At 52.9% G+C, this 19,394-nt stretch carries 15 protein-coding genes; 10 read left to right on the forward strand and 5 right to left on the reverse strand.

Going from position 1 to position 19,394, the window contains the following annotated elements:
* Positions 1-5: 5 nt before the first annotated feature.
* Genes HCG48_RS17880 through HCG48_RS17890 form a run of 3 tightly spaced genes read left to right on the forward strand, consistent with a single transcriptional unit; the run spans position 6 to position 3,588 of the window.
* Positions 6-605, forward strand: a complete 600-nt coding sequence (locus tag HCG48_RS17880; protein WP_168570363.1) for an NfeD-like protein — start codon at positions 6-8, stop codon at positions 603-605.
* A gap of 47 nt (positions 606-652) precedes the next feature.
* The gene (locus HCG48_RS17885; protein WP_168570364.1) at positions 653-2,014 is read left to right on the forward strand and encodes a flotillin family protein; all 1,362 of its coding nucleotides are present in this window, start codon (positions 653-655) and stop codon (positions 2,012-2,014) included.
* Between the two features lie 14 nt (positions 2,015-2,028).
* On the forward strand, positions 2,029-3,588 hold the full coding sequence (locus tag HCG48_RS17890) for a flotillin family protein (protein WP_168570365.1): 1,560 nt from the start codon (positions 2,029-2,031) through the stop codon (positions 3,586-3,588).
* A gap of 80 nt (positions 3,589-3,668) precedes the next feature.
* Here HCG48_RS17890 and HCG48_RS17895 read toward each other — a convergent pair whose 3' ends face one another.
* On the reverse strand, positions 3,669-4,178 hold the full coding sequence (locus HCG48_RS17895) for a hypothetical protein (protein WP_246260143.1): 510 nt from the start codon (positions 4,176-4,178) through the stop codon (positions 3,669-3,671).
* Positions 4,179-5,019: 841 nt separating this feature from the next.
* On the opposite strand from HCG48_RS17895, the gene HCG48_RS17900 reads away from it, so the two are divergent.
* Positions 5,020-5,667 (forward strand): sugar transferase, encoded by a 648-nt coding sequence (locus HCG48_RS17900; protein WP_210437077.1) that lies wholly within the window; start codon positions 5,020-5,022, stop codon positions 5,665-5,667.
* A gap of 525 nt (positions 5,668-6,192) precedes the next feature.
* Here HCG48_RS17900 and HCG48_RS17905 read toward each other — a convergent pair.
* The 4 genes from HCG48_RS17905 to HCG48_RS17920 all read right to left on the reverse strand — a co-directional run bounded on the left by HCG48_RS17905 (position 6,193) and on the right by HCG48_RS17920 (position 11,519).
* The gene (locus HCG48_RS17905) at positions 6,193-6,402 is read right to left on the reverse strand and encodes a DUF433 domain-containing protein (RefSeq protein ID WP_168570367.1); all 210 of its coding nucleotides are present in this window, start codon (positions 6,400-6,402) and stop codon (positions 6,193-6,195) included.
* A gap of 647 nt (positions 6,403-7,049) precedes the next feature.
* Positions 7,050-7,871 (reverse strand): CPBP family intramembrane glutamic endopeptidase, encoded by an 822-nt coding sequence (locus HCG48_RS17910; protein ID WP_168570368.1) that lies wholly within the window; start codon positions 7,869-7,871, stop codon positions 7,050-7,052.
* 17 nt (positions 7,872-7,888) lie between these two features.
* Positions 7,889-8,176: an ATP-dependent Clp protease adapter ClpS gene (clpS, locus tag HCG48_RS17915; RefSeq protein ID WP_168570369.1), complete on the reverse strand. Its 288-nt coding sequence runs from the start codon at positions 8,174-8,176 to the stop codon at positions 7,889-7,891.
* 178 nt (positions 8,177-8,354) lie between these two features.
* The gene (locus HCG48_RS17920) at positions 8,355-11,519 is read right to left on the reverse strand and encodes a DUF7948 domain-containing protein (protein ID WP_168570370.1); all 3,165 of its coding nucleotides are present in this window, start codon (positions 11,517-11,519) and stop codon (positions 8,355-8,357) included.
* A gap of 509 nt (positions 11,520-12,028) precedes the next feature.
* On the opposite strand from HCG48_RS17920, the gene glpX reads away from it, so the two are divergent.
* The 6 genes from glpX (at position 12,029) to HCG48_RS17950 (ending at position 19,258) form a co-directional block, all read left to right on the forward strand.
* Entirely contained in the window at positions 12,029-13,066 is a 1,038-nt protein-coding gene (glpX, locus tag HCG48_RS17925; protein WP_168570371.1) for a class II fructose-bisphosphatase, read from the forward strand.
* A 413-nt stretch (positions 13,067-13,479) separates the two neighbouring features.
* Positions 13,480-14,784 (forward strand): glutamyl-tRNA reductase, encoded by a 1,305-nt coding sequence (locus HCG48_RS17930; RefSeq protein WP_168570372.1) that lies wholly within the window; start codon positions 13,480-13,482, stop codon positions 14,782-14,784.
* A 139-nt stretch (positions 14,785-14,923) separates the two neighbouring features.
* Positions 14,924-17,914: a UPF0182 family protein gene (locus HCG48_RS17935; protein WP_168570373.1), complete on the forward strand. Its 2,991-nt coding sequence runs from the start codon at positions 14,924-14,926 to the stop codon at positions 17,912-17,914.
* Positions 17,915-17,959: 45 nt separating this feature from the next.
* Complete coding sequence (locus tag HCG48_RS17940; RefSeq protein ID WP_168570374.1) at positions 17,960-18,184, forward strand: hypothetical protein; 225 nt, start codon at positions 17,960-17,962, stop codon at positions 18,182-18,184.
* Between the two features lie 42 nt (positions 18,185-18,226).
* A complete protein-coding gene (locus tag HCG48_RS17945) occupies positions 18,227-18,493 on the forward strand; it encodes a cytotoxic translational repressor of toxin-antitoxin stability system (RefSeq protein WP_168570375.1) in 267 nt (88 codons plus the stop codon).
* 42 nt (positions 18,494-18,535) lie between these two features.
* The gene (locus HCG48_RS17950) at positions 18,536-19,258 is read left to right on the forward strand and encodes a pyridoxine 5'-phosphate synthase (RefSeq protein ID WP_168570376.1); all 723 of its coding nucleotides are present in this window, start codon (positions 18,536-18,538) and stop codon (positions 19,256-19,258) included.
* Positions 19,259-19,394: the final 136 nt, after the last annotated feature.

Genomic DNA, 19,394 nt, shown 5'->3' on the forward strand with positions numbered 1-19,394 from the left:
TTAACATGAACGCGATCTATACCATTTGCTTTGTTGTCGGCGGAGTGTTCGTCGCTTTGGGGGCGATCGCGGGGTTAGATGGAGTCGAGTTCGGCATCGAATTCGATCCGGATTTAGAACTCAAAGAGGGAACCACTGCCGACGGATCGCAAGCCAGCGACGCCCGAAGCCATTGGCTTCAAACCCTCGTCAGTTTGCCCTTTTCTAGCCTCAAATTTTGGACGTTTGGCAGTTGTTTTTTCGGTTTGAGCGGACTGGTACTCTCCAGACTCAACCCCGGCTTACCGGGGACGGTCGTCTTCCTCGTGGCGATCGCCGTCGGTCTGCTGTGCGGTTCGGCGATCGCCTGGATCCTGCGCTACTTGCAGCGATCGCAAGCCGATAGCCTCGTGCGTCCCGAAGACCTCATGGGTCGGTCGGCGATCGTCGAAATACCGTTCGATCGCGACAGCAAAGGAAAAGTCAATCTCAAGATCAAAGGAACTTCACTCTCGTTAAGCGCTTATACCGACAGCGATCGCGCCTTTTCCCGAGGCGATCGCACCTTCATTATCGGCATGAAAAACAGCACGGTCTGGGTCGTGCCATCGGAAGAAGGAGAATAACCGATCGCCAGTCGAAAGTTTACGATTAACAATTCTCCCTAACAACAATGATTCAACAAATTGATAACGATCGATCCCAATGGATTGAAATCGCCCAAGTCGGACGAGAAAACGTCAGTTCTGGAGAAAAAAGCCAATTTCAACAAGACCTCGAAACGGCTTTACCGATCGCCGGAAGCATTTTTTTTGCCTTATTATTCATCTGGTTTCTCAACACCTTTCTGTCTATTTGCAAACCCAATGAAATTCTAATTTTATCCGGCTTCAAACGACGCACCAAACACGGCACCGTCGGCTATCGGGTTATTTTTGGCGGGCGGGCGATCCGCATCCCGATCTTAGAAACCGTCAAGCGCATGGACTTGACCACGATGCCGATTCCCGTCGAAGTCAAAAACGCCTATTCCAAAGGGGGAACCCCCCTGCAAATTCAGGCGATCGCCAACGTCAAAATCGCCAGCGATCCCGAGATCGTCGGCAACGCGATCGAACGCTTTCTCGACCGTTCCCGCACCGAAGTCGCCCGAGTCGCCCGCGAAACCCTCGAAGGTAACTTGCGTGGCGTCGTCGCCACCCTCACCCCGGAACAACTCAACGAAGACCGTCTCGAATTTGCCGAACGCATCGCCGCCGACGTCCGCGACGACCTCGCCAAATTAGGCTTGCAACTCGATACCCTCAAAATCCAAAGCGTCTCCGACGAAGTAGACTATCTCAACTCCATCGGTCGCCGCCAAATTGCCGCGATCGTCCGCGATGCCGAAATTGCCGAATCCGACGCCAAAGGAGAAGCCGATCGCGTCGAAGCCCAGTGCGAACGTCAGTCGGAAGTCGCCAAAACCCAAGCCCAAACCTCGATCCAGCAAAAACAAAACGAACTGAGAAAGATTCAAGCCGAACTCGAACAGCAGGCGCGATCGGAAGAAGAACGCACGATCGCCGCCGCCAAAGAAGCCCGCGCCAAAGCCGAACAACTCCTGCAACAAGTGCGCGCCGAACTCGAACGTCTCCGTCTCGAAGCCGACGAGGTACTCCCCGCCGACGCCCGCCGTTTGGCCCGCGAACTGCAAGCACGCGGCGAAGCCGCCAGTTTGGCCGAAAATGCCAAAGCTGCAGCCCAAGTTAACGATATGTTCTCCGAAATTTGGCGCGAAGCCGGAGCCGATGCCTCCGAAGTCTTTCTCTTACAACAGATCGAAATGGTCTTGCGTCAGGCGTCGCAAATTCCTCAAAAAGTTCACTTAAAAGAAATTAACGTCATCGACAACGGCGATGGCAAAACGATCGCCAGTCTCGTCAACGCCTATCCCGAAATGGTCCGCCAATTCCTCGATCGCGTCGATCGCACTCTCGGGATCGACGTGATGGGAACCCTCAACCACGTCCAGTCCGACCGCAGCGAATCTTAAACGAGAATTCAATCATGGAAATTATCATCGCCGTTGTCGTTGGCACTCCCCTGCTCGCCCTCGGCTTGGGGACGTTCGTCATCCGCAACTTATATTACATCTGTCAGCCGAGCGAAGTGCTGATTTTCGCAGGTAGTTCCCGCCGTCTCCCCAACGGTCGCCGCGTCGGCTACCGACTGGTCAAAGGCGGCAGCAGTCTGCGCGTTCCGTTGATGGAAAAGACGTTCAAAATGGATTTGAGCAATACGATCGTCGAGTTGCGCGTCACCAATGCTTACTCGAAAGGGGGGATTCCTTTAAATGTGGAAGGGGTCGCCAATATTAAAATTGCCGGGGAACAACCGACTATTGACAACGCGATCGAGCGCTTGTTGGGGAAAACCCGTCAGGAAATTGAAAGAATCGCCCAAGAAACCCTTGAAGGCAATTTGCGCGGCGTCCTGGCGTCGTTGACCCCGGAACAAGTCAACGAGGATAAGATTGCGTTTGCCAAAAGTTTGCTCGACGAAGCCGAGGAAGATTTGGAAAAACTCGGGTTAGTGCTCGATAATTTGCAAATTCAAAATATTTCCGACGAAGTGGGTTATCTCGACTCCATCGGGCGCCAACAAAGTGCGGAACTGGTTCGCGACGCCCGCATTGCCGAAGCCCAAGCTCGCGCCGCCTCGGCGATTCGCACGGCGGAAAACGACCGGGTGACGGCGATCGAGCGGATCGAGCGGGATTTGGAAATTTTCCGCGCCGAAGCCGAACGGCGGGTGCAAGATGCGATGACGAAACGCTTGGCCCTGGTCGCGGAAGCGGAAGCGGAAATCGGTTCGGAAGTGGCGCGCACTCAGGCGGAGGTGGCGGTCCAGCGCGAACGGATCGAGCAGGTCAAGCAGCAGTTGCAGGCGGATGTGGTCGCTCCGGCGGAGGCCCAGTGCAAGCGCGCGATCGCCGAAGCGAAGGGGAATGCGGCGCAGATCGTGGAAGACGGCAAGGCCCAAGCGTTGGGGACGAAGCGCCTGACCCAATCGTGGCAAGCTGCCGGACCGAAAGCCCGGGAAATCTTTCTCTATCAGAAGTTGGAAGTGCTGTTGAAAACGATCGCCGACACGGTTCCCGAGGTGGAGGTGGACAAGGTGACGGCGATCGATTCTCGTCATGGTAATAATGCGGCTAAAATTGCTTCGTTTCTAGAACAGGTGCGATCGGCGACGGGGGTGGATGTCGGGCGCGCAGTGGCTCAGATCGGCGATCGCGCCCCCTCTTCCCCAACGGCGATCGGGTCGGATGGGGTACTCTCCCTCGCCTCCGAACCGGGAAGCCGATCGCCCGCCTCGTCGGTCAGTTACGAACAGGCCCTGCGATCGCAAGTCCGGCAGTTGCTCGGTAAAGTGGCGGCCCAAACGTCCAATCTCCAGGAAGTCGAAGGGGCGATCGAGGCTGAAATTCGCAAGAATCCAACGTTAAAACGTAATTTACGCCAAGTTTTGAAGCGCGGCGGTACCCCGGCCCTCAAGGCGTTGTTCGACGATCCGAATTTACAAGTCTCGGTCACCCTCCTCGCCGCCTGGATCGAGTCGGATTGAGTCGGTCGTTTTTTCAGTTGGTTTTCAAGCGGCGATCGCCCTTTCACCGAGGGCGATCGCCTCTGTTATTTTTCTGCGATTTATCGCTGGATTAACGAGTGAGAAAGCTGTCGCGCGATCGCCTCGTACAATTGCCGCGCGATCGCCGCTTTTTTCACCTCTTCTTCCCTCACCATTCGATTCAATTCAGCATCCGACAATCCCCACACTTTACATTCAAAACTCGCATTCAAGCGCTTCCCACTCGGACGAATCATCGCCCAACGACAATGGGGCAGAATTTTAGTTAAAAAGGCTCGTGCTTCTCCCCGGGTGGCAAACCCGAAATAGTCCACCCAACGGCGCCCCGCAGCACTCAACGACACCGCACGATCGCCCCATTCCACGCGTTGCCATCGGTCTGGATGCGGACACTGAGCCATCAGCTCTTGCCACGCCGTCAGCAACCGCGCGAGTTCGGCTTTTTTTAAGGTTTTCCAACGGGCAGGATAACCGATGATTTTCTCGACCATTGCCGGGGAAAAGACTTCCCCTTTTTGTTGCGCTTCAATCCCTTTGATTCCCTTGATATACTCTTGTCGAGATCGCATTTTCAAGGTGATTTCCTGAGAAGTTAACTGTTTATATTATAGCGTTTTAGTCGAGCTTCTGCCCAGTTTTCAGTCCTTTTATTTACACTACTTTTCACGATTTATTTGCATTTTAAAAACCGCGATCGCGATCGCCCGATCTCCCCTGTGGGGTGGGAGCCGTTAGGGGAGAGACTCCGTAGTAATACGGGGGCAATTTCGGGGAGGAGTGGCAACAGGGCAGATGCGGCGATCGCCCTCGTATTTTCCCGGAGAACATAGTTATTCCCCTGAAACTAGCAAACTAGAGAGGGCATCGGACTATCTGTAAACCGAGCGACCCTCGCAGTACAGCTCAAGTATAGACGATCGCCAGAGACGAGCGATTCAAAATTCGATGTTTTCCTTTAAATACAGGCTTTTTAGCGTCTTTTATCGTGAGTTACATGGCGCCGGATGTCGCGACACAAGCGAGACGCCCACCTCACTCGCCTTTCCCGAAGCGGGCGACTTCCCCAAGACGATCCGAGCAACTGTTGAGATTTCTTGCAGGAAGCCTCTCCCTTGACAATCGGCGATCGCCCCAGTTTAACGGGGTTTGCGCCCCTCCCCCTTCACCAAAACTTTAAAAACCAGCAAATCAGTGTGAAGATTCCAAGAAAACGGCATTTAGGCATAGACATCTCCGTGAGATTACGTAAGATTGACATCAATCAGGGCGATCGCTCACCCGAGTTGAGTTCCGATTCACTCTCGTGAGTCCTCAAGGCTAACTCAAAGCCAACCACTCAAATGCCAATTAGCCAAAACCTTTTTTATCGCCTCTTTAGTAATAACCTTCAATTTTGGAGTGATGAGGACAATGACGGATTCTTGCTTACAACTCGTTGATTATCGCAACGCTCATCCTTCTGCCTACTCTATCTTCAAGCGGGCGATCGATATTTTAGGGAGCCTCGTCGGTCTGTTCTTCTTAGCTCTCATTTTCATCCCGATCGCCCTCGCCATCACCCTCGAAAACCCCGGCCCCGTTTTTTACAGTCAAGAACGGTACGGACTCCAAGGAAAACGGTTCAAAATTTATAAATTTCGGTCGATGGTGACCAACGCCGACCAATTAAAAAACAAAGTTAAAAACGAAGCCAAAGGCTTGATTTTTAAAAACGAAAACGATCCGCGAGTCACTCGGGTGGGGCGCTTTTTACGCCAAACCAGCCTCGACGAAATCCCTCAATTTTGGAATGTCTTTCTCGGAGAAATGAGCTTGGTCGGAACCCGTCCGCCAACTGCCGATGAAGTCAAGCATTACAACGACCATCACTGGCGTCGTTTAGATGTCAAACCCGGTATTACCGGAGAGTGGCAAGTCAGTGGTCGTTCTAATATCAAAGATTTCGATCAAATTGTCGCCTTAGATTTGCAATATCAAACCCGTTGGCATCCTCTCTACGACTTGTCGATTATTCTCAAAACGTTTCAGGTCGTTTTTGCTCGGGTTGGAGCTTGTTAATCACTCAGTTAAGCGATTGGGAAAGAGCGCAATGCGGATTTACTAGAGATTTGCGAAATACATGTTGACTACAGGGGAGCTCATCTTAAACGATTGCCTCCCCTTTCTTTGTGGGTAGTCATTTCAATTTTTCAATTAAGGTCGATCCAATCGCCATCGATGACGAAATTTATACAATATCTGGGGATCGCTTTTATTCGAACTGGCTATACTTTCTTCAATCCTGCGATCGCGCGAAGCTGAAGAAACAGCAAGCGTACACCCGATCGTTTCAACCCCAAACGCCGACGATGTAGAGACTTCGATGTTTGAGGTTCGTTTGAGAGTCGTTGAAGCGGAGTGCGAACCCTGGCAAGCCAATAACAAGCATCTCAAAATTTGCCGATCTAGGTTGAGACCTCAGAAGGTTTAATCTTTCTACAAATCCTAAGATAGTGATTGTATTTTATTCCCTATCCATCGGAAATTGAGCGATCGCCTGTCAACTCCAGTCTCCTCAATCGAATGGAGTTAAACCCGAGACCTTCAACACACTTGATAAGATTGGCAAATACTGTAAACAATTTTGTCATCGATCGACTTGGCTGCCAAGGCAAATACAGTGCGAACCGTATCCGGCGAGAGATGCGGATATTGTTCGCGGACTTGCTTTTGAGTCCAGCCCACGGCATACAAATGCAGAATTAAATCAACAGAAACGAGCCGATCTTTGACCTTGGCATCTTCCACAATCATTTGAACCTCCGGATCGAGATATTTTTCAGCGATCGCGCCATCATCACCATGATGGCATATGATTCACTCCGATTATAAGTCGAACCTTTTCAATGACAAATCATCCTTAAGAATGAAGTTTGAATTGACGAGAGGGGCATAAATTTATATCTCGTGGAAGAATTGAAAATCCAACCATTTGTTCTCATTTTATCGAGCTACTCGTGCAGGTAAAATGGGACGAACGCTCGCAGATAAGGGACTCGGGGAAATCGGAGCAAGTTGGGTACGGTGGCGAACCCCTCTCAACTCCCTCGACTCGCTCGCAGCGTAGACCCGGTTCAATTCGGAGACCCTTATCGGTAGCTATCGTGCGAGTCATCCTTATTATCTACGGTCGATCTGGAATCGACGCCCCCTGTCGGCTAAAATTTGTCAAAAATTTGAACTAGACCCACTGGCTTCATGAAATTAATATAAAATAGGCAGCAAAATAGAAACCGCCTGGAATCAAAGAGGGCGATCGCCGTTGGTTGAAAGAGTCTTAACTCCCAATTTACGCAGTTAGACCGTCAACCCCAACGAGAGGTTCCCGACGCGATCGCGTCCCGTGCAAAGATCCGGCGATCGAATCGTCAATCCCCGGCCCCCTCTTACGCTTTAGGAGTTCATCGTTGCACCAAAGCACGGCGTCGCATCCATAGAGCGATCGCGCCCAGAAAGAGCATACCCATCACGCCAGCTAATGGATTATTCCCCAATCCGGTCACCCACCCGGGTACTCTTCCGGAATAATTTAAAAGTTGACCTGTATTGACAATGTAATAGCCCCAGACCAAACCGCCGTGAAAGCCCATCGGCAGACCCAAAAGCCCGCCACTGCTGTGTTTCGCCCAAACCAACGTCGCCCCCAACAACACCAACCCGGGAAACGCCGGTAAATTCTCGACGATCGCCTCCCACGGCTTGATAAAATGCAGCATGGCGAAAATCGTCGCATTTGCCCATAACGCCGTATTCGCCCGGTAATCTCGTTCCAACTCGTCGAGTAACCACCCACGAAACAGCAATTCCTCAGCAAATCCGACCGCCGAAGCCACCAACAGACCCTCTACAACCGTCTGAATTAAATTCCCCGGCGGCGGGTTCCACGCCAACCAACCGACGACTCCTTCCAACAGTAACAGCAGGCTCAAACTCACCAAACCCGCCAACAAACCGCTTCCCCAATCCCGTCCAAAACGCGGGGAAAACTGCAACCCGTAGCGGTGTAAAACCCTTGAAATCCCGTAAACCCGACGGCCCCAGAAACGGGCTAAAACGATAAACTCGGCATAAAGGGCACTCATGCTCAAAATGCTTTGCCAATTGGGATCGCCGACAAAGCGATAAATCGGAACCGCAAAAGGGATCCACAGAAGTAGTAAGGTCAACACGAACAGCGCCAGCCTTGCGGCGATCGGATACTTCGCGAGGCTAGTCCATTGCATTCGGGATCTCCGCCACCTTATTCATCCGGTTCGATCGTGCTAGTCAAGCCGTGATTTTTCAACGTCTCGCAGTAGAATTCGGCGGGTTCCAACGCACAAGTAATCACTAAAGCCAGTCCGTTCGTGTGAGCTTCCATCATGATGCTCACCGCTTGAGGTTGAGTCAGACTCGGTACCGTTTGTAACAAAACCTGCACCACGTATTCCATCGGGTTGAAATCGTCATTATGGAGTAAAACCCGATAGCGGGGTGCATTTTTGCGGACCGTTGAAGTTGAACGCTTTTCAATGGTCTCGACTGACACGATTTTATCCTCTTCTCAACTCAATCAAAATGGCTCGATCGAAATGACTCGATCGAAATGGCAATAAACGCGCTCTAGGAGTGGGCGATCGCCGATAACGCGGAGTCTTTTAATTCATAGTAGTTTACAAAGTTCTGGAAAGAACGGCAAGGCGATCGCCCTTCCCTCGTCCTTCCCCCTAGACCACGATCGTCGCCGGACGACCTTCATCGCGACCGAAACGCAAGAAATGTTCGTAAGCACTGCGAAACACCCCATCGCGAACCGCCCGATTGACATCGGGATTATTTCTCAAATAAAACGGTTCGTCAAATAACGGTGTCGGCGATCGCCCCTCCGCCTCCCCAATTAAAATGAAATGGGCGAACGCACTCGGCAAAACCCCCGTCGAAACCGCCACCGCCGCATCGGGATTTTGACTTAAATAATAAGTTTGGTCGAACAGACCGTTCGGATTGCGCCGTTCCGACTGACCCCGTTCGATGAAATGGTCGAAACCACTGTTAAATTGACCGATCGCGATACTATTGGCCACATCCGGATTTTCATCTAAATAAAACCGTTCGTTAAATAACTGGCTGCGGCGATCGCGCCCTTCAAAAAACCCGAGTTGGGTAAAATGAGCGAACCCATTGACAAACGTCCCCGCCGCCACGGCTGCCGCAATATCCGGATTCGCCTCCAAATATCCCGCCTCGCTGTATAACGCATTACTCGGATCGCGCCCTTCAAACTGTCCGAACTCCAGATAATGGGCCAATCCACTCGCAAACAGCCCCGCATTCACCGCCTCCGCAATATCCGGATAGCGATTCAAATAAGTTCCTTCGTCAAAAAAGATCCCCACCGGAGAAATTGCATTCGTCGCCACCAACTGCACCAAACTTTCAAACGTCGCTTGGGGTGGGGCCGGATCGATCGGCGGCGCTTCCGGCGGCGGCGTCGGTTGCGCCGGGGTTCCCGGTTGCGGCGCCCCAGGTTGCGGCGTCCCCGGCGGCGGTGGCGGCGCCTCTTCCGCCAACTTCGCCACAAACGCATCCCCTTCCGGTCCGCCGAAATCCCCTTGTAACGGATTGACTAACGGGAAATTATTCGAGGCTGTTTGTCCCGCCACATAAGCATTAAACCCCTGCGGACCGATCGCGATTCCTTCCCCCGTATCGAACCCACTCCCGCCGATATAGGTTAAAAACTCCAGATCGTTACCCGCCGGAGACAACTTACCCGCAAACGCATCGCTATTGCCGCCAAAACTCGGCTGAACCACAAACCGCGTCGGCAAATCCCCGGAGGTCGTTTCCCCGACAAAATAGACTTGTCCGCCTTCCCCTAACGCCATATCGTTCGCCGTTTCAAAACCGCTACCGCCGACAAACGTGGAGTACACCAAACCGCTTCCGTCCGGGGCCACTTTCGTGACGAAGATATCGGACGATCCTTGCAATTGATTTTGAAAAGCGTTCGCAGTGGGGAAATCCCCCAATCCGGTAATCGCCCCCGGTTGAATTTCGCGCGGAACCCCCGTTCTGCCGACGATGTAGGCGTGTCCTTCTTCATCGACGGCGATCGCCTTCCCGATATCGCTATCCCGTCCGCCGAGGTAAGACGAATAGACCAAACTCGTTCCGGCGGCGGCAATTTTGGTAATAAACGCATCCCCGCCGCCGGCAAAGCGCCGTTGAAACTCGCCGACTAGGGGAAAATTATCGGCGGCGGTCTGTCCGGTGACGTAAATATTCTGTTCGTTATCCACCGCGATCCCTTCCCCGCGATCGTTGTCGAAACCGCCGAGATAGGAAGAATAGAGGAAATTCCCCGTGGGGGAAAACTTGCTGACAAAGGCATCGGAACCGCCGCCGATCGCCCCTTGAACGGCGTTGAATAAGGGGAAGTTGTCGGAGGTCGTGGTTCCGGTCACGTAAGCATTGCCGCCACCGTCGAGGGCCACGCTGGCGATCGCCTCATTTTGGCTTCCTCCCCAATAGGTGGAAAAGACCAGTAAGGCCCCTTGATTGGTCAGTTTGGTAATAAAACCGTCGGTCCCTTGGTTGAAGTTTTCTTGGATTGCCGTTTGTAAGGGAAAGTCCGGGGAACTGGTCTGACCGACGATGTAGGGATCGCCGTTGTTGTCCACGGCCAGATCGAAGGCGCGATCGTCTCCGGTTCCGCCGAGGTAGGTGGAATAGACAAAACCACTGCCGTCGGCGGCGATTTTGGTGACGAAGGCGTCAAATTGCAAGTTGGGGGCGTCTTGGAGTTGCGCCAGTTGGCTTTGGAAGCTGACGAAGGCGGGAAAATCGAGGGACAGGGTGGATCCGGCAATGTAGGCGTTCCCTTGGCTGTCGGTGGCGATCGCCTCGGCCCGATCTTGTCCCGTTCCGCCGAGATAGCTGGAATATTCTAAGGTCGGATCGACGATTAAGGCGTAGTCGCGATCGTATTCTCCCAACTCGAAACCGACGCCACCATTATCGAGGAGTTGGTAGGCGCTGGCAACGGGGACGCGATCGCCGTTAATGTCTTGATAGGCGATCGGCGCCCGTTCGATTAAAGACCCGAGGGGAGTTTCTAAGATTAAGGCGCCGTCTTCGCGTAGTTTGAGATCGATCGCCCCGTCGTAGTTGAAGGCGATCGCCCCGGGATCGACCCCCGGATCGACGATAAATTCGCTCTTGAGTTCTTTATCGCCGCCTCGATACACCAGATCGATCCCGTCGTACAGGTCTCGATAGACGATGCCTTCGTAGGTCGGCGCTTGTACGGCGTCCGGCGAGGCAGGGTTGGCGCCGATAAAATTAGCGATTCCCGGTAACGGGTCGATTCCGGCGATCGCCGGATCGGGATTGGCACCTGCAAAGCGCAGTTGCACCACCGAGGTGAGGGGTTCACTCTCTCCGGTGACCGGGTCGTTTTGCCCTTGTGTGGCGGTGACGAAGGCGATCGCCTCGGGGGTGAAATAAATGTTTTGACCCGCGCCGTTGACCTGAAATTTAACGTCCGGGTGGGTTTGTCCGCGATTGGCGGTGAAGTTGAGGGGGAGTTGTCCGGTCAGTGGATCGAGGTCGGGTTCTTCGGGGTTTGTCGGGGGATCCTGGGGCGCCTGGGGAAGGCGACCTTCTGCCTGTCCGTAGAGTAACCAATGGTGTTCGGCGCTGGTGAATTCTCCGTTACGGACGGCGCTAACGACGTCGGGGTAAGCGTTTGAGTAGAATTCGGCGTCGAATCCGGCACTGGGTCGAGCCAAATCCACCGAGGGCGAGGTTGTCGGGAACGAGGGGAGGGAGTCTGGGGAACTCGGCAGGATCGAAATCACCGACGGTTGAATGTCCGAGGGGTATTGCATGGATGGCTTGACCTATCTACGAAACGCGAGAACGATGTCGTCAGCAGACGCAAGGGCCAGCAAGGGCGCGGTTGAGTCTATGGGCGATCGTACCCGATTCTCCAAAAGTACGACATCTTTTAGGCGAGGAAGTTCGATCTGGGGCAGGAGATCGCCATTTTTTGCGCTGAATTTGCAATTTTTTTCTCTAAAATACTTGCTGGGGCGATCGCGGTCAATTGTAGTATTAATTTATTAAAAAGTATTTTTTTTAGAATAAAAATTTTTGTTTTGTAAGGCTTTTGCTCTATTTTTCTAGCTTATTTTTTTATTGAGATTTTCAAAACTAGAGAGAATTAGGGCGGCCTCGGCGCGATCGCGAAACGGGCGATCGCCCGCCACGGAAGTAAAACTTAACAAAAACCGGGATCGAAGGAATTATTAATCGGTATCCTTGCTCTGATAGACTTTTAGACGGTCGCCAGGACGCAAAATGGGGCCACTATAGGAAGTCGGGAGGAGGAAAGAAAATGGATAACGTAATTGCTTTAGAGATTATCGAAGTGGTCGAACAGGCCGCGATCGCCTCGGCCCGGTGGATGGGTAAAGGCGAAAAGAATACCGCCGACCGCGTTGCTGTCGAAGCGATGCGCGAGCGGATGAACAGGATCCACATGCGCGGCAAAATCGTGATTGGAGAAGGGGAACGCGACGACGCGCCGATGCTCTACATCGGTGAAGAAGTCGGAATCTGCACCAATCCGAACGCCAGCAATTTTTGCGAACCGGATCAACTCACCGAAATCGACATCGCCGTCGATCCGTGTGAAGGAACCAACCTGGTCGCTTACGGACAAAACGGTTCGATGGCGGTGTTAGCCATCTCCGAAAAAGGGGGCTTATTTGCGGCGCCGGACTTCTACATGAAAAAACTGGCGGCCCCTGCCGTCGCTAAAAACCATGTAGATATCCGTAAAACCCCGACGGAAAACCTCAAAATCTTGTCCGACTGCATGGGTCGGGCGATCGAAGATCTCGTCGTCGTGGTCATGGACCGCCCCCGTCACAAAGGACTGATCCAAGAAATCCGGGAAGCCGGAGCGCGGGTACGCCTGATCAGCGACGGTGACGTTTCCGCCGCGATTTCGTGCGCCTTCTCCGGAACCAACATTCACGCGCTGATGGGCATTGGCGCCGCGCCGGAAGGAGTAATTTCCGCCGCCGCCATGCGCTGTCTCGGCGGACACTTCCAAGGTCAGTTGATCTACGATCCGGACGTGGTGAAAACCGGGTTGATCGGCGAAAGCAAAGAGAGCAACATCGCTCGCTTGGAAGAAATGGGCATTACCGACCCCGATCGCGTTTACGAAGCCGAAGAACTGGCAAGCGGTCAAACCGTACTGTTTGCCGCCTGCGGGATCACCTCCGGAACCTTGATGGAAGGCGTCCGCTTCTTCGGTGGCGGGGCCCGTACCCAGTCTTTGGTCATGTCCACCCAATCGAAAACCGCGCGGTTCGTCGATACCATTCACATGTTCGACAAACCGAAGAGCATTCAATTGCGCTAATTCGCGCAGGGGAGGCGTTTGCGGTTAATCCTTGACGCCCGTCCCGTCCGGATGGAAACCCATCGAGGGAGTTCGCTCCCTCGAACCCCGTTCCCAAAAGCGACGAGACGGGTGTTGCGTTGGGTGTGGGCTGGGGTCGAGTGGAGCCGTAGATATCATCCGACCGACGCCATCGATCTCCAGTCAAAAAACCCGCGACAAACGCCAGTGATTCAATTGCCTAGATCTTTCAAACCCGCTATTTTATCTCAATAGACGATCGGGCGATCGCGCCCGCATCTTAATTTCGAGAAAACGACATTAATTCAATCCACTTGTCGATCGTTCACAAGTCGTTGTCGATACAGCTCCAAAGATCGGAAAGATCGGTAAAGACATTTGACTGAAACGGCGAAAAACTTCAGGGAGAACACATGAATATTGCAGTCGTTGGTCTGAGCCACAAGACCGCCCCCGTCGAAATCCGAGAAAAACTGAGCATTCCCGAAAACGAAGCCGAACAGGCGATCGCTCACCTGACCAGCTACCCGCATATCGAAGAAGTGGGTATCCTCAGCACCTGTAACCGCTTGGAAATTTATGTCGTGACCACGGACACCCAACCCGGGGTGAGAGAGGTCAGTCAATTTCTGTGCGAATACGGTGGCTTCCCCGTGCGTTCCTTGCGCGAACATTTATTTATCTTGCTGCACGAAGATGCGGTCATGCACTTGATGCGCGTCGCCGCCGGACTCGATAGTTTGGTTTTGGGCGAAGGTCAGATCCTCGCGCAAGTCAAAACCATGCACAAGATCGGCCAGCAGTATAAAGGGGTCGGACGAATTTTAAACCGCCTGTTCAAACAAGCCCTGACGGCTGGAAAGCGCGTGCGTACCGAAACCAGTATCGGTACCGGGGCGGTGTCGATCAGTTCGGCGGCGGTCGAGTTGGCGGCGATCGAAGCGGAAAGCCTCGACGACAAGCAGATCGCGATTGTCGGCGCCGGGAAAATGTCGCGCTTGTTGGTGCAGCACTTACTCTCTAAAGGGGCCCGCGAGATCGCGATCGTCAACCGTTCGACGGGACGGGCCGAAGATCTGGCGCGCAAGTTCAAAGATGGGGGCGCTAATTTCCAAATTTACCCCCTCGCCGAACTCGACGAGGCGATCGCCCGAGCCGATATCGCCTTTACCAGTACCGCCGCCACCCAACCGATCCTCGATCGCGCCAAACTCGAAACCATGCTGCACGGCGATCGTCAGTTGATGCTGTTCGATATTTCCGTCCCGCGTAACGTCGCCGCCGACGCCAACGATGTCGCCAACGTGCGCGCCTTTAACGTAGACGACCTCAAAGCCGTCGTCGCCCAAAACCAAGAAAGTCGCCGTCAAATGGCGATGGAAGCCGAAGGCTTGTTAGAAGAAGAAGTCGAAGCCTTCCAAGTGTGGTGGAGCAGTCTCGAAACCGTACCGACGATCAGCAGTTTGCGGTCGAAAATCGAAACCATTCGCGAACAAGAGTTAGAAAAAGCACTGTCGCGATTGGGTTCGGAATTTGCCGAAAAACACCAAGAAGTGATCGAAGCCCTCACCCGGGGGATCGTCAACAAGATCCTGCACGATCCGATGGTGCAACTGCGGGCCCAACAAGATATCGAAGCCCGTCGTCAGGCGATGGCGACCTTGCAACTCCTGTTTAACTTAGAATCGGAAAGCCGTTCGAGCGAACAGTACGGCTGATTGTCCGGTTCCCGGCGCGATCGCTCGCCCTACCGACCTCTCCAGATAATTATTTGGGGAGGTTTTTTGATGGGCGATCGCCCCGCTAGCCCCCCTAAAATGGTAAAGCAAGATCGAACTCTAAAAATAAGGGCGGCTTATGCGCTGGGGCTTGTTTGAAGAAGGCTTAAAACCGATCGCCGCGTTGGTCGGCTTGTGGATCGGCTTAAATATTACCGTCACCGTGATGGCGGAAAGCTTGTGGTTTCAAGAAGTCGGCTATAGCGATGTCTTTTGGACGCGCTTGCTGACCCGCCTCGTGTTGACCACGATCGCCGTCACCTTGACCGGAGCTTTTTTAGTCGGCAACTTGATCGTCGCCAACCGCCTTAAATATCCCCATCCCACGGCGCCGTCCCGTACCCCTTCATCCGCCTCCCGTCATACCCTGTCCTTTCGCTACTTCTTGCCCCTCGTCGGCGCGATCGCCCTTTTATTCGGCTTGGTCGTCATTTACTACGGTCGCGACCTGTTCGAGTTGTGGCACCCGCGCACCTTGGTACTGCCGGAAATGCCCCCGGTTCCCAAAGTCTTCGGGATCGAACCCGGCGCCGGACTGTTAGCCCAGATGTTGCAGAGCACTCCGATATTCTTCCTCTGGTTGGGGGTGAGTGCGGCGAGTGCAATTTTCCCGGGCATTTTATGGGCGATCGCCCTGGCCCTTTCCTTGGGATTTGGCTTGATTTTCTCCAGCTATTGGGGCAAATTTCTGCAATTTTTCCACCCCACCCCCTTCGAGATCGCCGATCCGGTCTTCAACCACAATCTCAGCTTTTATATTTTTTCCCTCCCCATTTGGGAACTGCTCCAATTTTGGCTCACCGGAGTCTTACTCGCCGCCTTCCTCTCCGTCGCCTTAATTTATTTAGTCTCGGGTAACAGTCTCAGTGAAGGTCGCTTTCCCGGCTTTTGCCAAGGGCAACTGCGCCACCTCAACGGCTTGGGCGGGTTGCTGGCCCTGGCGATCGCCCTCAACTACTGGCTGGCCCGCTATCAACTGCTCTATTCCACCTCCAGCGTCACTTACGGCGCCAGCTACACCGACCTCAACGTCGTCCTCTGGGTGGATACCGGGTTGAGCTTATTGGCCCTGGCGATCGGCGGATTCACCCTCTGGAAAGCCGTTTTTTGGTCGAAAGAACTCGAAATCGACCAATTTACCCTGCAAAATCCGATCTTGCGCTTCGGACTCGCCTATGCCGCCATCGTGGCGATCGCCGGATATGCCTTACCTGTCGCGGTCCAACGCCTCGTCGTTCAACCCAACGAACTCGCCCGCGAACTGCCCTACATCCAACGCAGCATCGCCTTCACCCGCCAAGCCTTCAACCTCGATCGCATCGACGTGCGAACCTTCGACCCCGAAGGGCGCCTCAGTTGGGACGACATTCAAACCAACCACCTCACCATCGACAACATCCGCCTCTGGGATAAGCGTCCCCTGCTGCTCACCAACCGCCAACTCCAGCAAATTCGCCTCTACTACCGCTTTCCCGACGCCGATATCGACCGCTACACCCTGCTCAAAGAATCCACCCGCCCCGGCGACCCACCCACGGAAAAACAACAGGTCATTATCGCCGCCCGCGAGTTAGACTACACCTCCGTTCCCAGTGAAGCTCAAACCTGGATTAACGAGCATTTAGTCTACACCCACGGCTACGGCTTTACCCTCAGCCCCGTCAATACCGCCGGACCCGGAGGCTTACCGACCTACTACGTCAAAGATATCGGTCTCGACTCTCCCACAGGCAATAACACCACTTTACGAACCTCCAGCGAACGGATTCGCGCCAGTATTCCCATCGGACATCCCCGAATTTACTACGGCACGATCGGCGATACTTTTGTCATGGCGCCGACGGAAGTCCCGGAATTCGACTATCCCAGTGGCGATGAAAATGTTTCCAATCATTATGACGGCGTGGGCGGCATTCCGATCGCCTCCCGTTGGCGTCAATTACTGTTTGCCAAATATTTGAACAGTTGGCAGATGGTCTTTACCCGCTATTTAACCCCGAATACCAAGTTATTATTCCGGCGCAATATTACCGAACGCATTCGGGCGATCGCCCCCTTTTTAAAATTCGACAGCGATCCCTATTTAGCCGTTGCCAATACTCGGCTTTATAACAGTGAAGAGAGTTTGTCCTCTCCTCAAGTCGAACAAAAAAATTATTTGTATTGGATTGTAGACGCTTACACCACCAGCGATCGCTATCCCTATTCCGATCCGGGTGCCGAAAACTTTAACTATATTCGTAATTCGGTTAAAGTCGTCGTCGATGCTTATAACGGTACCGTTAATTTCTATGTTGCCGACCCCGAAGATCCGATCGTCCAAACTTGGGAATCTATCTTTCCCAACCTATTTAAATCCCTCAAGTCCATGCCGATTACCTTGCGAACCCACATTCGCTATCCGGTAGATTTTTTCTCCATTCAATCGGAACGGTTGCTCACCTATCACATGACCGATCCCCAGGTCTTCTACAACCGGGAGGATCAATGGCGCGTCCCTCAAGAAATTTACGGTAACGAACCTCAAGCCCTGGAACCGTATTATTTAATTATGCGGTTTCCCAACGAACGATCGGAAGAATTTATTATTCTCCATCCGTTTACGCCGAAAGGTCGAAATAATTTAATTGCCTGGTTGGCGGGGCGATCGGATGGCACCGATTATGGCAAATTACTGCTCTATCAATTCCCCAAACAAACCCTAGTTTACGGACCGGAACAAATCGAAGCGCGGATTAATCAAGACCCGGTCATTTCTCAGCAAATTTCCCTGTGGGATCGGCAAGGATCGCGAGCCATTCAAGGGAATTTATTAGTGATTCCCATCGAGCAATCTTTATTATATGTCGAACCGCTCTATTTAGAAGCCGAACAAAATAGTTTGCCGATTTTAGCTCGGGTGATTGTCGCTTACGAAAACCGCATCGCTATGGCAGAAACGTTAGATAAAGCACTCCAGGCGATTTTCAATATCGATCGCGAAACAACTCGCGAAACCACACCGCCAATTTTAAGACCGCTCGATCGCCCTGACGTTCCTCTCAACGAACCGTTATTACCTCTAGAGTAGGGTAAATTGAGCGGTTAAATCACTCGGTAGCCATGAGGTAGAACCTTGAAAAATTTGGACTTGAGAATTCAAATTCAGCAGTTAATCACTCAAATCGGTCGCGAGATCGAACAGATTCCCGAAGATGATTTAGAACAAGTTTGCAACGTTCTCGAACCGCTTTATTACGATTTATATGCGTTTCGAGCGATCCTCGAAGCGCAACAAAATCTCAAACCCGGGGATAGTCTGACTCGGGATGAAGCTTTACAATTTTTGCAATTGCTCTGAACGGAGCGAACCGCCGTACCCGAGAAGGAGTTACTATTTTTCGTGTTGCTGGATTTGCGTTATAGTCGCGCGTTCTTACTCGACCTCCACGCGTTGGAGTCACCGGAGTTCGATCGCGTCTACGATTTTGTCTTTATTAAATTTTTGCAGTTCGATCGCCTCGGCGATCTGCCCAACCTGCACCAGCTCGGATCGAGTCCGATTTACTATTGGTTTGAGTTGGAGGAATATTTAATTGCGATCGAAGTGATGGGGGAGTTGGTCAAATTTTTACGGATTATCCCCTTACCCAACCTCCAGGAGAGATAAAATAAACTCCTGAACTGTTTAGACGTACGGGAGATTCTGGCATTGCCTACACTCGGGGTCAACATCGACCACATCGCCACGATTCGTCAAGCACGGCGGACTGTAGAACCGGATCCGGTGGCGGCGGCTACCTTAGCCGAACTCGCCGGGGCTGATGGGATTACGGTTCACCTGCGCGAAGACCGCCGCCACATTCAAGACCGAGACGTGCGTCTGTTGCGCCAAATCGTGCGATCGCACCTCAATCTGGAAATGGCGGCGACCGATGAAATGGTGGAAATCGCTTTAGAGATTAAACCGGACTACATCACTTTGGTTCCCGAAAAACGGGAGGAAGTGACCACCGAAGGCGGACTCGATATCGTCGGGGGACGCGATCGCCTCGCTAAGGTCGTGGCCACGTTACAATCGGCGGGGATTCCCGTGAGTCTGTTTATCGATGCCGAAACGCCGCAAATCGAAGCTTCGGCGGCGGTCGGCGCTCAATTTATCGAACTGCATACGGGCCCTTATGCGGAAGCGAAAACCGAGGCGGAACGGGAAAAAGAACTGGCGATTTTAGCCAAAGGCACTCGGGAGGCGATCGCCGCCGGATTGCGCGTCAATGCAGGTCACGGGTTGACCTACTGGAATGTTTACCCCGTCGCCTGTATTGAGGGGATGGAAGAACTCAATATCGGTCACACGATTATTTCCCGTGCTTCTCTCGTCGGCTTGGAACGGGCGGTCAGAGAGATGAAATTGGCCATGAGAGGGGAGTTGTAGGGGGATTTTAGATTTTTTGATTTTAGATTTTCGATCGCGCGAGTGAGGGAATCGGAAATGGTGGAAGAATCGGAACTCTCCCCACCGACTCCCCGTTGCTTAGTTTTGCCGCTTTCCCCTTCCCCTATCAAAAATC

The organism is Oxynema aestuarii AP17 (assembly GCF_012295525.1).
Lineage (GTDB): Bacteria > Cyanobacteriota > Cyanobacteriia > Cyanobacteriales > Laspinemataceae > Oxynema > Oxynema aestuarii.

What these genes read in the sequence shown, in the direction of transcription:
- HCG48_RS17885 (WP_168570364.1), top strand. Translation starts at nt 653, where the DNA reads ATGATTCAACAAATTGATAACGATCGATCCCAATGGATTGAAATCGCC.
- HCG48_RS17920 (WP_168570370.1), bottom strand. Translation starts at nt 11,519, where the DNA reads ATGCAATACCCCTCGGACATTCAACCGTCGGTGATTTCGATCCTGCCG.
- glpX (WP_168570371.1), top strand. Translation starts at nt 12,029, where the DNA reads ATGGATAACGTAATTGCTTTAGAGATTATCGAAGTGGTCGAACAGGCC.
- HCG48_RS17880 (WP_168570363.1), top strand. Translation starts at nt 6, where the DNA reads ATGAACGCGATCTATACCATTTGCTTTGTTGTCGGCGGAGTGTTCGTC.
- HCG48_RS17935 (WP_168570373.1), top strand. Translation starts at nt 14,924, where the DNA reads ATGCGCTGGGGCTTGTTTGAAGAAGGCTTAAAACCGATCGCCGCGTTG.
- HCG48_RS17890 (WP_168570365.1), top strand. Translation starts at nt 2,029, where the DNA reads ATGGAAATTATCATCGCCGTTGTCGTTGGCACTCCCCTGCTCGCCCTC.
- HCG48_RS17900 (WP_210437077.1), top strand. Translation starts at nt 5,020, where the DNA reads ATGACGGATTCTTGCTTACAACTCGTTGATTATCGCAACGCTCATCCT.
- HCG48_RS17930 (WP_168570372.1), top strand. Translation starts at nt 13,480, where the DNA reads ATGAATATTGCAGTCGTTGGTCTGAGCCACAAGACCGCCCCCGTCGAA.
- HCG48_RS17910 (WP_168570368.1), bottom strand. Translation starts at nt 7,871, where the DNA reads ATGCAATGGACTAGCCTCGCGAAGTATCCGATCGCCGCAAGGCTGGCG.
- HCG48_RS17905 (WP_168570367.1), bottom strand. Translation starts at nt 6,402, where the DNA reads ATGATTGTGGAAGATGCCAAGGTCAAAGATCGGCTCGTTTCTGTTGAT.
- HCG48_RS17895 (WP_246260143.1), bottom strand. Translation starts at nt 4,178, where the DNA reads ATGCGATCTCGACAAGAGTATATCAAGGGAATCAAAGGGATTGAAGCG.